This is a genomic window from Bradyrhizobium oligotrophicum S58, assembly GCF_000344805.1.
GTDB lineage: Bacteria > Pseudomonadota > Alphaproteobacteria > Rhizobiales > Xanthobacteraceae > Bradyrhizobium > Bradyrhizobium oligotrophicum.
In genome coordinates this window covers 5066291-5078329 of the sequence record NC_020453.1, presented here as the reverse complement: position 1 = coordinate 5078329, position 12039 = coordinate 5066291, and the positions used below count along the sequence as shown (strand labels likewise).

Sequence of the window (12039 nt, the reverse complement as noted above, 5' to 3'; positions counted from 1 at the left end):
TCTGTTCTCTAGCTCTGCTGCTGGATCCGCGCGGCGCGCTGGCGCTGCACGCGGCGGATCGTCGTATCGAGGGTGGAGAGGAAGGTGGAGCGGTCGCGCGGCGTGAACGAGCGCGGGCCGCCGGTGACCTCGCCGGAGGACCTCAGGTCGGTCATCAGGTTGCGCACCGCCAGGGTCATGCCGATCGACTCCTCCGTGAACGGCTTGCCGTTGGGGGCGATCACGGCGCTGCCGGCCTTGACGCAGCGGCTCGCCAACGGAATGTCCGCGGTGATGACAATGTCGTCAGCCCCGGTGCGCTCGGCGATCCAGTCGTCCGCCGCATCCATGCCGCTGCCGGCCGCGACGCGCGTGATCAGCGGGTCTTCGGGCACACGGATGAAGCCGCCGGCCACGACGATGACCGGCAGGCCGTGCCGGATCGCGACGCGATAGATCTCGTCCTTCACCGGACAGGCGTCGGCGTCGACAAAGATTCTGACAGGGGCGGGTTCGGCGGTTTCGATCGTCATCGGGCCATCGGTTGGGATGGCCGGTTGGTACCCCATCGCAGCGGGAATTGCGAGCCAAACGCCGACCTTGCCAGGACCTTTCCGGCCGCTACCATCGCCCGAAAAGGTCAAGGAGGCGTGGATGGCAGGCGAAATCGCGGCCTATGCGGTCGAGGCATTCAACACGGCCAAGCAGTCCGAGAACAAGATGCACGACGACAGCGTGGCGCGCCGCTTCGGCTTCGCCGGCGGCCTCGTGCCTGGGGTCGAGGTGCTCGCCTATATGGTGCATCAGCCTGTCGCGCGCTGGGGCCGGGCGTTCCTGGAGCGCGGCCTGATCGAGGCGCGGTTCATCAAGCCGGTCTATGACGGCGAGGTCGCCGAGGTCCGGGCGAGCGAGGCGGGCGGTGGGCTCGACTTGGAGGTGATGAGTCAGGGCCAGCTCTGCGCCACCGGTTCCGCGTCATTGGCGGCGTCGGCGCCAGATGTCGTGCTGGCAGAGTATTGCGAGGTTCTGCCCGCGGCCATGCGACCGCCAGTCAGCGCGGAGTCATTCGCCGTCGGCAGCTGGCTCGGCACCGCGCCCCGTGCATGGCCGGGGCAGGCGGCGACGAGCTATCTCGCCGAGATCCGCGAGCGTGATCCGATCTATGCGAGCGAGCGGCTCGGGCATCCCGGCATGTTGCAACGGGTGATGAACCGGCTGCTGGTCGACAATGTCGTGCTCGGCCCCTGGATTCATGTCGGCAGCCGGATGCAGCTGCTGTCGGCGATCGAGGAAACCGACGAGATCACGGCGCGCGGCCGGGTGGTTGCGAACTACGACAAGAAGGGCCACCGCTTCGTCGAGATCGATGCGCTGGTGGTGGCGAATGGCACCCGGCCGCTGGCGCAGTGCCATCACGTGGCGATCTACCAGCCGCGTGCGCAGGCGGCGGCGTAGCGCCGCGGCCGGGAAAGAGGCAAGCGGCCTCCCCAACCACAACTGTCATGCCCGCGCAGGCGGGCATCCAGTACGCCGCGGCCTTTCGGTTCAATCACAACCGTCTCGGCGTACTGGATCGTCCGCTTTCGCGGACGATGACAGCGGAGGGTGGGGCAAGCCGCCTGCCCAACACACCGTCATTGCGAGCGCAGCGAAGCAATCCAGGGTGGTGGGCGGGACTCTGGATTGCTTCGCTGCGCTCGCAACGACGGCGCCTAAGAATCAGTCGTCATGCCCGGGCTTGTTGCACCTCGTCGATAACTACGCCGCCGTCTTCGCCTTGCCGTCCTGGATGGCGCGCCAGAGTTTTTCGGTGGTCAGGGGCATGTCGAGATGGGTCACGCCATAATCCGACAGCGCGTCGATCACCGCATTGATCACGCTCGCCATCGAGCCGGCGCAGCCGGCTTCGCCGCAGCCCTTGGTGCCCAGGGGATTGCTCTTGGCCGGCACCGGATGGTTGTCGACCGTCATCATCGGCACATCCGTCGCGCGCGGCAGCGCGTAATCCATCAGCGAGCCGGTGATCGGCTGGCCGCTCTCGTCGTAGCGCAGATGCTCCATCAGCGCCTGGCCGATGCCTTGCGCGACGCCGCCGTGGAGCTGGCCGGCGACGATCATCGGGTTGATCACGGTGCCGAAGTCGTTGATCGCGGTGTAGGCCACGATCTGCGCGACGCCGGTGTCGGGTTCGACCTCGACCTCGCAGACATGGCAGCCATTGGGGAAGGTCGATTCGGTCACGGTCGAGTTGTGGTCGACGTCGAGCGAGGCGGGCACGCCGTCGGGCATCCTGCCCTCGCGCATGCGGCGCGCCAGCTCCATGATGTCGATGCTGCGGTCGGTGCCGGCGATGGTGAACTGGCCGTTGGCGAACTCGATGTCGGCCTCCGAGGCTTCGAGCAGATGCGCTGCAGCCTGCTTGCCCTTGGCGATGACGAGCTGCGAGGATTCGACGATGGCCTGGCCGGTCGCGGTGATCGAGCGCGAGCCGCCGGTGCCGTTGCCGAAGCGCACGAGATCGCTGTCGCTCTGCTCCAGCCGCACCTTTTCGAAGGGAACGCCGAGCTGCGCCGACAACACCTGCGCGAACGGGGTCGCGTGGCCCTGGCCGTAATCGAGCGTGCCGGTGGTCAAGGTCACGCCGCCGTCGGGATCGAAGGTGATCTTGCCGAGCTCGCCGGATGGCGGCGCGGTGACCTCCAGGTAGGAGCCGACGGCGATGCCGCGCAGCTTGCCGGCCTTGCGGCTCTCGCGCTTGCGCTTGGCGAAGCCGGCGTAGTCCGAGACCTCCAGCGCCTTCTCGAACACCGCGGCGAAGTCGCCGGAATCGTAGGTCACCCCGGAGGCGGCCGGGAACGGCATCTGGCTCGGCTTGATGAAGTTGCGCTTGCGGATGGTGAGACGATCAATCCCCATCTCGCGCGCAGCGGTGTCGATCAGCCGCTCCATGAAGTAGTTCGCTTCCGGGCGGCCGGCGCCGCGATAGGCGCCCATCAGGGTCACGTTGGTCAGCACGGTCTTGATGTCGACGCCGAGCAGCGGCGTCTTGTAGACGCTGGCGAGGTTCTTGCCGGTGTTGAGCGACAGCGGCAGCGGCGCCACGCCCATGATATAGGCGCCGAGGTTGCCATAGCCGGAGAGATGCACGGCGAGGAACTTGCCGTCGGCGTCGAGCGCGAGCTCGCCATGGATGATCTGGTCGCGGCCCTGGCTGTCGGACAGGAAGCTCGTGGTGCGCTCGTCGCGCCACTTCACGGGACGGCCGAGCTGCTTCGCGGCATGCAGGGTGCAGACATATTCGGGGTAGGAGACGTTCTTCATCCCGAAGGAGCCGCCGACATTGGTGGTGAGGATGCGGACCTTCTCCGGCGCGACGTTGAGGATTTTCGCCAGCGTCGCCTTGTTCCCCGACACGCCCTGGGTCGGCACCTGCAGCGTGAAGCGCTCGCTCTTGCCGTCGAAGGCGGCGAGCGCCACGCGCGGCTCCATCGACACCACGGCGACGCGGGTGTTGACGATATCGAGCTTGGTCACATGGGCGGCCTTGGCGAAGGCTTCCTGGATCTTGGCGGTGTCGCCATAGTGGTAATCCAGCGCGACGTTGTTCGGGATGTGGTCGTAGAGAAGCGGCGCGCCGGGCTTGGCCGCTTCCTCGGCATTGGTGACCGCGGGCAGGGGCTCGATGTCGATCTCGACCGCCTCGGCGGCATCGCGCGCTTGCGCGGCGGTTTCCGCCACCACGAACGCCACGGGGTCGCCGACGAAGCGCACCTTGTCGGTGGTGAGCGCGGCGCGGTTGGTCTGCAGCAGTGGCGAGCCGTCCCGGCTCTTCAGCGGCAGGCCGCAGGTGAACGGGCCGTAGGCGGCGGCAGCGAGATCGGCGCCCGTCCACACCCCGAGCACGCCCGGCATGGCCTTGGCGGCCGCCGTATCGATGCTCTTGATGATGCCGTGGGCGTGGCTGGAGCGGACGATCCAGGCATGGGCCTGGCCGGGCAGGTTGAAATCGTCGGTATATTTGCCGTGCCCGCGCACCAGCGTGTCGTCCTCCTTGCGCCGGACCGGCTGCCCGACGCCGTATTTCTGCAGCGCGATCGCGTTTTCGAGGGAGGCCGGGGAGGTGTGATCTTGCATGGATGAGGACCCAACGGGCTGGATTGGTCGCAAATGCGGGCTGTTCCCAGATAGTGCAGCGCCCACGGCCGGACAACGGTTGATTAGGAATGGTGCATCACGCCTGATGGAGGGGCTGTTGCGCCGGCGCTATCCACTGATAATGTCTCATGAAAGAGAACTTCCATCTGGGCCGGTTCGGCCAGCGGAAAGAGATTTGAATGATCAATGACACGCGGCTGCGGGAGAGTCCCATGCCGCGCGGGAACCTGGAGCCCGGCTTGCGTCCGGGTCTGAACGTCGCGACGCCTTCCTGCGCCAGCAATGGCAGCAGCGTCTACGCGGCCCTGGACCTCGGAACCAACAATTGCCGGCTCCTGATCGCCTGTCCCTCGGGCGACAGTTTCCGCGTGGTCGACTCCTTCTCGCGCATTGTCCGGCTGGGCGAGGGCATCTCGACCACCGGCTGCATCAGCGACGCGGCGATGGATCGGGCCATCGCGGCGCTCTCCATCTGCCGGGACAAGATCCAGTCCAAGAAGGCCGGGCGCCTGCGCCTGATCGCGACCGAGGCCTGCCGCGCGGCGGCCAATGCCGAGGGGTTCCGCAGCCGGGTGGCCGCGGAGACCGGCATCGAGCTCGAGGTGATCGACCGCGAGACCGAGGCGGCGCTGGCCGTCAAGGGCTGCGCGCCGCTGCTCGATCCGGGCGGGCGCGGGGCGATCCTGTTCGATATCGGCGGCGGCTCCAGCGAGCTGGTCCGGATCGAGCGCGATGCGGGCGACCGCAACGCCGAGCCGCGGATCAAGGCCTGGATGTCGATCCCGCTCGGAGTGGTCACCCTGGCCGAACGGTTCGGCGGCCGCGATGTGACTCCGGAGATCTATGCCGCCATGGTCGAAGCCGTGGCCGAGCATGTCGGGCCGTTCGCGGCCGAGAACGGCGGTGATCTCTCCGGCATGCACCTGCTCGGCACATCGGGCACCGTGACGACGCTCGCCGGCATCCACCTCAATCTCGCGCGCTATGATCGCCGCCGGGTCGACGGCATCTGGATCAACGATGCCGACATCACGACGACGATCGGAAAGCTGCTGGCGATGAGCTACCAGGAGCGCGCCGAGAACAATTGCATCAGCATCGACCGCGCCGACCTCGTGCTCGCCGGCTGCGCCATTCTCGACGCGATTCGCCTGGCGTTTCCGCTGCCGCGGCTGCGCGTCGCCGATCGCGGCCTGCGCGAGGGCATGCTGGTCGAAATGATGCGCGAGGACGGCGCGCTCAGGACGGCGTAGCCTCTTCACCCTCCCCTGGAGGGGGAGGGGCGGCTCACATTGAGCAAAGCGAAATGTGAGGCGGGATGGGGTGAGCCACACGGGCGGTGCCGCTGTGGCTCACCCCACCCCGATCACTCGCTTCGCTCCCGATCGACCCTCCCCCTCCCGGGGAGGGTGAACCGAGTATTTCTGTCGTACCTTGCGCATCGCCTGATCATCGTTGACGGCACTGGTGACGACCCACCGAGACACACATGGCAAAAGACACGACTGGCCGCATGCATGTGCAGGTCAAGACCGGGGGCAAGCGCAAGCTGTCCTCGAAACTCTGGCTGGAGCGCCAGCTCAACGATCCCTATGTCGCCCAGGCCAAGCGCGACGGCTATCGCTCGCGCGCGGCCTACAAGCTGCTCGAGGTCGACGACAAGCATCATTTGCTCAAGAGCGGCATGACGGTGGTCGATCTCGGCGCTGCGCCCGGCGGCTGGAGCCAGATCGCGGCGCGTCGGGTCGGCGCCGAGGCAGGGAAGGGCAAGGTGATCGCGATCGATCTGCTGGAGATGGGTGAAATCCCCGGCGTGACCTTCACCCAGCTCGATTTTCACGCCCCCGATGCCCCCGAGAAGCTGCGGGAGATGATCGGCGGCCGCGCCGACGTGGTGATGTCCGACATGGCGGCCAACACCACCGGCCATCGCAAGACCGACCAGCTGCGCATCGTCGGCCTGGTCGAGCTCGCCGCGCATTTCGCCGGCGAGGTGCTGAAGCCGGGCGGCGCGTTCCTGGCCAAGACCTTCCAGAGCGGCGCCGATGCCGAGCTGCTGGCGCAGCTCAAGCGCGATTACGCCAGCGTCCGTCACGTCAAGCCGGCGGCGAGCCGGCAGGACTCGTCGGAACGCTATGTGCTGGCGATGGGTTTCCGCGGGGGAGAGCAGGCCGACCTGTTGTAATGGCGTCATTGCGGCCATCCCGCCCTGGCGATACAGAGCAGATGCACAATGGTCTCGGGAATCGGCCTGGGCCGACGAGACCCAATTCCGGAGGTCCTGATGCGTGTTCTGACCTGGAGCGCCTTCGTGCTCGCTTTGACGATGGGCTCGGCCCTGTCGGTTCCGGCTCAGGCCCAGGCCTATGATCCGCGCTATCCCGTGTGCATGAAGGTCTATGAGGGCCGCTGGGGTGGCGAATGGATCGACTGCAGCTACACCTCGCTGCCGCAATGCCGCGCGACGGCGTCGGGCCGCGCGGCGATGTGCGACCTCAATCCGTTCTTCGCGCCGCCGCAGCCTCCGCCGCGTCGCGCGCATCGGCGGCATCGCTGAAACATTTCATGACGGGACGGCCGTTGCCGTGCCGCAATCGAACTGAAGATTCGAGACCTCGAATCCATCGGGCTGCCGTCATGCCACATCGTCTCTTCGTCTCGATCGTGATGCTCCTGATGCTGTTGCCGGCGCTCGCCTTGGCCGCGCCGGCGCACAAGCGCAAGGCGCACCGCTTGCAGGGCTACGGCTTCCTGCCCGGCTACAGGCAGCCGCCCAACAACAGCCTGCCGCTCTATGCCGACAAGGAGGCCATGCGCAACGGGCCGCGCGGCAACCGGCGCCACTGGTACATCGACGGCACCCCGAAATACATGCTCTACAACGGCGAGTGGCATTATTTCGGCCAGCCCGGCTTCTACCGCGGCCACTACAATGGCGGCAGCTTCGGCCCGTGCTGGACGCGGACGCCGGTCGGCATGGTCTGGACCTGCGGCTAGGCCTTCGAGGCTCCGACCGGCTGAAGAGCCGCGTGCGCAGAGGGGTGCGCTATCCTGTCGCAGGATGGCGCCTTGAATGCCCCTTCTACGGCTGTAAGCTTTTGGTGTGTCTTGAGAATCCGAGAGCGGACCTGACCCGTCTGTGCGCATTCACGTCTGCGCGGGCGCGGGTCTTGGTGCCGCGTGTTCGCTTTCGCGACACCGATAAAGAAACGTGAGCCGCTCGGTCGGCCGTGGAGGGGTCCTTTGAAGTCGTTCTGTGCGCGCCTGTTGGGCGCAGCTGTCGCGTTGACATGCGCGTTGGTTCTCTTGGCCGGTGCGCCGGCCTCGGCCCAGCAACTCGAGCTCAAGGTGATGGCGCCGGCCGCGCCCGGCGGCGGCTGGGATCAGACCGCGCGAGCGATGCAGCAGGCGTTCGTGGCGTCGGGGGTGGCGCGCAGCGTGCAGGTCACCAACGTCGCGGGGGCGGGCGGCACCGTCGGCATCGCGCAGTTCGTCAACGGCGCCAAGGGCGATGGCAATCAGCTGATGGTGAATGGCTTCGTCATGGTCGGCGCGCTCGCCATGAACAAGTCGCCGGTGACCTTGGAGCAGGTCACGCCGATCGCGCGGCTGACCGAGGAAATCCAGGTCATCGTCGTGCCGGCGGCATCGCCGATCAAGACGGCGCAGGATCTCGCCGCGGCGCTGAAGGCCGACATTGCCAAGGTCACGTTTGCCGGCGGCTCGGCCGGCGGCGTCGACCACGTGATGGCGGCGCTGTTCGCGGGCACGGTCGGCGCCGATGCCAAGAAGGTCAACTACATCCCGTTCTCGGGCGGTGGCGAGTCGCTGGCGGCGATCCTCGGCGGCAAGGTCACGGCCGGCATTTCCGGCCTGTCGGAATATGACGGGCAGATCAAGAGCGGCAAGCTGCGCGCGATCGGCGTCTCCTCCGAGAACCGCATTCCCGGCGTCGACATCCCGACCTTCAAGGAGCAGGGCATCGACCTCGTGCTCGCCAACTGGCGCTCGGTCGTCGCTGCGCCCGGTATCACGCCGGAGCAGAAGAAGACGCTTAGTGACGCCGTCGAGAAGATGGTGAAGTCGGACGCATGGAAGGAGATCCTGAAACAGAAGGGCTGGGATGACGCCTATCTGCCGGGCGATGCCTTCGCCGAGTTTCTCAAGAAGGAGAATGTCCGCGTCACCGACGTGCTGAGGTCGGTCGGCCTCGTCAAGTCATGACGCCGGACAGCGCCGGCACCGAGACTCCCGCCTCGGGAAGCGTCGACAAGGCCGGCATCGTCATCGCGGCGCTGCTCGCAGCCGTCGCGCTGGTGCTGGTCTATGACGCCAACCAGATCCCGGCGACCACGATGTACGGCATGGGCCCGCAGGTGATGCCGGTGGTGATCGCGATCGGGCTCGGCATCCTCGCGCTCGCCAATCTGATCGATGCGGTCAGGGGCAACCTGCCGCCGCGCGAGAGCTCAGATCCTGTCGCGGTGCTGCTCATTCTGGTGGGGCTTGCGCTGCTGATTGGCATCATCTGCTTTGGCGGCGGCTTCATCCTGGCGACCACGGCGCTGTTCGTGACGACGTCGGCGGCGTTCGGCCGCCGCGCCTTCGTCACCGATCTCGTCATCGGCGCGGCGCTGACGACGCTGATCTACCTTGCCTTCGACCGTCTCCTCACCCTGAGCCTTCCCGCCGGTCCGCTCGAAAGATTGCTCTGATGGACACCTTCGCCGCGCTCGCGCATGGGATGGCGATCGCCGTCCAGCCCATGAACCTGCTCTATGCGCTGATCGGCGTGTTCCTCGGCACCGCCGTCGGCGTGCTGCCCGGCATCGGTCCCGCGCTCACCGTCGCGCTGCTGCTGCCGGTCACCTACAAGCTCGATCCCGGCGGCTCGCTGATCATGTTCGCCGGCATCTATTACGGCGGCATGTATGGCGGATCGACCACCGCGATCCTGATCAACACGCCCGGCGAGAGCGCCTCGATGGCGACCGCGCTCGAAGGCAACAAGATGGCCAAGGCCGGCCGCGGCGGCCCGGCGCTGGCGACCTCGGCGATCGGCTCCTTCGTTGCCGGCACCATCGCCACCATCGGGCTGGCGTTCCTGTCGCCGTATCTCGTCGACATCGCCGTGCGCTTCGGACCGGAGGACTACTTTGCGCTGATGTGTGTCGCCTTCGTCACGGTGTCCGCGACCTTCGGCGACTCGCCGATCCGCGGGCTCACGAGCCTGTTCATCGGGCTGACGCTTGGGCTGATCGGCATCGACAAGCTCACGGGGCAGGCGCGGCTCGCCTTCGGCGTGCCCGAGCTGCTCGACGGCGTCGAGGTGACGACCTTGGCGGTCGGCCTGTTCGCGGTCGGCGAGGCGCTCTATGTCGCCTCGCGCCGGCATCACAGCGAGGAGAAGATCGAGGCCATCAAGGGCTCGCTATGGATGACGCGCGAGGACTGGAAGCGCTCGTGGAAGCCGTGGCTGCGCGGCACGCTATTCGGCTTTCCGATCGGCGCGCTGCCGGCCGGCGGCGCCGAGATTCCAACCTTCCTGTCCTATTCGGCCGAGCGGCGGCTGACCAAATATCCGGACCAATTCGGCAAGGGCGCGATCGAGGGCGTCGCCGGGCCCGAGGCTGCGAACAACGCGTCTGCGGCCGGAACGCTGGTGCCGTTATTGACGCTCGGCCTGCCGACGTCTGCGACCGCCGCGATGATGCTCGCCGGCTTCCAGCAATATGGCCTCAACCCGGGACCGCTATTGTTCGCCGAACGCCCAGACCTGGTCTGGGGCCTGATCGCGAGCCTGTTCATCGCCAACACCATGCTGCTGGTGCTGAATCTGCCGCTGGTCGGACTGTGGGTGAAGCTGCTCGCCATCCCGACGCCCTGGCTCTACGCCGGCATCCTCGTGTTCGCGACCATGGGCACGATCGCGGCGAAGCCGTCGGTGGTCGAATTGTCGATGCTCGCGGGCTTCGGCGTGCTCGGCTTCCTGATGCGCCGGTTCGATTTTCCGATTGCGCCGGTCGTTGTCGGACTGATCCTCGGACCGATCGCCGAGAGCCAGTTGCGGCGCGCGCTCGCCATCAGTCTCGGCGATCCCATGACCTTGCTGCAATCTCCGATCTCAGCGACGCTGCTGGTCATCGCGCTGATTGCGCTGATCGCGCCGTTCATCCTGAAGGGACTCGGTCGCTTCAAGGCGAATGAGGATTGAGTGTGGCAGGCAAGCGCGAAAACGGCGCTGCCGCATCGCAACATAACGTGACCGCGAGGAAGGGGCGAAGATCGGCCTCGGCTTGAAACGATGTGCGCGCGACGTGGTTTGCGCTTGAACATCGAGACTGGAGCCTGGAACTCCGGATCATCCGAGGAAGCGTCTTTCGGGGGCGTCAACCCACACCGAAAGAGACCCGATGACCGATCGCTTCGATGCCGGTTTCAAGCCATCGCCCGCGCCACGTTCCGCACCCGAGAAACCCGCGGTGCGCCGGCATCGCCATCCCGTGATCCTCCGCGTCTCCGCCATCGGCGTCGCCGGCATCCTGTCGGCGCTGATGCTGACGGCCGTGGTGCCGCCGATCGTGGCCGACCAGTCGGATCGCGCCGTGGTCGATGCGCCCGTGATGCTGCTGACCTCGCCGATCGCGGGCCAGGTCGAGACGCTCACCGCCACGCCCGGCGGCGAGGTTCGCAGCAGCGATCGGCTGGCGCAGATCAGCAATTCGCGGCTCGACCGCACCACGCTGATCTCGCTGGAGGAGAAGGCCGGCGACGCGCGCCAGAAGCTCGATGCCACCCGGGCCAAGCATCAGTCCGACATTGCGTATGTCAGCTCGCTCGACGAGGAAATCGGCGGCCAGGCCGGGCAGCTCAAGGCGCAGCTGCAGTCGCAGATCGAGGAGCTGCGCGCCCGCGTCGCGCAGTCCAACGCGATGAGCAGCGAGAAGAAGGCGATCGTCGACCGGCAGAACCGCATGGTGGCGCGCGATGCCGCCAGCGTCGAGATGCTGAAGCCGACCGAGCAGCAATATGCGGCGGCGCTGCACGACACCGATGCGCAGAACGCCAGGCTGAACCAGAAGCTGGCGCAGCTGAAGGCTTTGAACGCCGGCATCTATGTCGGCGAGGACCTCGTCGCGCTCAACATGCTCAATCAGAAGCGCCGCGACATCGATCTCGACGCAAGGCGGATGGAGATCGAGGAGAAGCAGCAATCGGCGGTGCTCGACGATCTCGAAGGGTTGATCAAGTCCGAGCGCGCCCGGCTGGCGCGGCTCGCCTCGGCCGACGTGCTCTCGCCGGGGCCCGGCAAGGTGCTGGCCGTCGGCGCCGAGACCGGTCGCCACGTCAGCGCCGGTGACACGATTGCCTCTGTGGTCGACTGCGACAAGCGCTTCGTGGTCGCGATCTTCTCCTATCGCCAGGGCGAACAGATGAAGCCGGGGACCAAGGTGCGTATCGACGGCGGCGGCTTTCACGCCGGCGTCGTCAGCGCGGTGCTGCCGAAGACCAGCGACAAGGTCGACGAGCGCTTCGCCGTGCCGTTTCCGCAGACCGAGCGGCGCGAGCTCTATGTCATGATCACGCCGGATGCGCCCGCTGAGCAGGCGGCAGTGGCGCTGGCCTCGGCGGCGACGCCCGCCTGCACGGTGGGACAGTGGGTCACGGTCACGCGTGACAACGGCGTCATTCCGTCGATGTCGGTGACGTGGCGGCGGCTCGGCCACCTCGTTGCGTCGCTCACCGATCTCGATCCATCCGAGCCCGACGCGGCGACGCGCCGTGCCGGCGTCACCAAGCTCGACGACGCCCTGCGATCGCAGCCGGCATTGGTACAGCAGCCGGAACTGGACGAGCACTGGCTGCCGGCAGCTCGCGCGGTGTCGGCGCAATGAGGCTCATATC

11 protein-coding genes are annotated in these 12039 nt (G+C 67.0%); 9 read left to right on the top strand and 2 right to left on the bottom strand.

Going from position 1 to position 12039, the window contains the following annotated elements:
* Positions 1-8: 8 nt before the first annotated feature.
* Positions 9-512: a YaiI/YqxD family protein gene (locus S58_RS21880; RefSeq protein ID WP_042340089.1), complete on the bottom strand. Its 504-nt coding sequence runs from the start codon at positions 510-512 to the stop codon at positions 9-11.
* A 121-nt stretch (positions 513-633) separates the two neighbouring features.
* On the opposite strand from S58_RS21880, the gene S58_RS21875 reads away from it, so the two are divergent.
* Entirely contained in the window at positions 634-1434 is an 801-nt protein-coding gene (locus S58_RS21875) for a hypothetical protein (RefSeq protein ID WP_015667562.1), read from the top strand.
* Between the two features lie 303 nt (positions 1435-1737).
* On the opposite strand, the gene S58_RS21870 is transcribed toward S58_RS21875, so the two are convergent.
* Positions 1738-4113, bottom strand: coding sequence for a xanthine dehydrogenase family protein molybdopterin-binding subunit (locus S58_RS21870; RefSeq protein ID WP_015667561.1), 2376 nt, complete (start codon positions 4111-4113; stop codon positions 1738-1740).
* A 200-nt stretch (positions 4114-4313) separates the two neighbouring features.
* Here S58_RS21870 and S58_RS21865 point away from each other — a divergent pair, with 200 nt between their 5' ends.
* From S58_RS21865 to S58_RS21830, 8 genes are all read left to right on the top strand, one after another.
* A complete protein-coding gene (locus S58_RS21865) occupies positions 4314-5387 on the top strand; it encodes a Ppx/GppA phosphatase family protein (protein ID WP_015667560.1) in 1074 nt (357 codons plus the stop codon).
* A gap of 236 nt (positions 5388-5623) precedes the next feature.
* Positions 5624-6319 (top strand): RlmE family RNA methyltransferase, encoded by a 696-nt coding sequence (locus tag S58_RS21860; protein WP_015667559.1) that lies wholly within the window; start codon positions 5624-5626, stop codon positions 6317-6319.
* 99 nt (positions 6320-6418) lie between these two features.
* Positions 6419-6691: a DUF3551 domain-containing protein gene (locus S58_RS21855; protein ID WP_015667558.1), complete on the top strand. Its 273-nt coding sequence runs from the start codon at positions 6419-6421 to the stop codon at positions 6689-6691.
* An 80-nt stretch (positions 6692-6771) separates the two neighbouring features.
* Positions 6772-7131 (top strand): hypothetical protein, encoded by a 360-nt coding sequence (locus S58_RS21850; protein ID WP_173424435.1) that lies wholly within the window; start codon positions 6772-6774, stop codon positions 7129-7131.
* A 246-nt stretch (positions 7132-7377) separates the two neighbouring features.
* Positions 7378-8358: a Bug family tripartite tricarboxylate transporter substrate binding protein gene (locus S58_RS21845; protein WP_015667556.1), complete on the top strand. Its 981-nt coding sequence runs from the start codon at positions 7378-7380 to the stop codon at positions 8356-8358.
* On the top strand, positions 8355-8849 hold the full coding sequence (locus S58_RS21840) for a tripartite tricarboxylate transporter TctB family protein (protein ID WP_015667555.1): 495 nt from the start codon (positions 8355-8357) through the stop codon (positions 8847-8849). Before S58_RS21845 ends, S58_RS21840 begins: the two co-directional genes overlap by 4 nt.
* The gene (locus S58_RS21835) at positions 8849-10348 is read left to right on the top strand and encodes a tripartite tricarboxylate transporter permease (protein WP_015667554.1); all 1500 of its coding nucleotides are present in this window, start codon (positions 8849-8851) and stop codon (positions 10346-10348) included. The genes S58_RS21840 and S58_RS21835 overlap by 1 nt, the downstream gene beginning before the upstream one ends.
* 199 nt (positions 10349-10547) lie before the next feature.
* The gene (locus tag S58_RS21830; RefSeq protein WP_015667553.1) at positions 10548-12029 is read left to right on the top strand and encodes an HlyD family secretion protein; all 1482 of its coding nucleotides are present in this window, start codon (positions 10548-10550) and stop codon (positions 12027-12029) included.
* Positions 12030-12039: the final 10 nt, after the last annotated feature.

Bases quoted from the DNA above. Each gene is read 5' to 3' on its own strand.
- S58_RS21865 (WP_015667560.1), top strand. From the start codon at position 4,314: ATGATCAATGACACGCGGCTGCGGGAGAGTCCCATGCCGCGCGGGAAC.
- S58_RS21850 (WP_173424435.1), top strand. From the start codon at position 6,772: ATGCCACATCGTCTCTTCGTCTCGATCGTGATGCTCCTGATGCTGTTG.
- S58_RS21860 (WP_015667559.1), top strand. From the start codon at position 5,624: ATGGCAAAAGACACGACTGGCCGCATGCATGTGCAGGTCAAGACCGGG.
- S58_RS21835 (WP_015667554.1), top strand. From the start codon at position 8,849: ATGGACACCTTCGCCGCGCTCGCGCATGGGATGGCGATCGCCGTCCAG.
- S58_RS21875 (WP_015667562.1), top strand. From the start codon at position 634: ATGGCAGGCGAAATCGCGGCCTATGCGGTCGAGGCATTCAACACGGCC.
- S58_RS21870 (WP_015667561.1), bottom strand. From the start codon at position 4,113: ATGCAAGATCACACCTCCCCGGCCTCCCTCGAAAACGCGATCGCGCTG.
- S58_RS21880 (WP_042340089.1), bottom strand. From the start codon at position 512: ATGACGATCGAAACCGCCGAACCCGCCCCTGTCAGAATCTTTGTCGAC.
- S58_RS21840 (WP_015667555.1), top strand. From the start codon at position 8,355: ATGACGCCGGACAGCGCCGGCACCGAGACTCCCGCCTCGGGAAGCGTC.
- S58_RS21830 (WP_015667553.1), top strand. From the start codon at position 10,548: ATGACCGATCGCTTCGATGCCGGTTTCAAGCCATCGCCCGCGCCACGT.
- S58_RS21855 (WP_015667558.1), top strand. From the start codon at position 6,419: ATGCGTGTTCTGACCTGGAGCGCCTTCGTGCTCGCTTTGACGATGGGC.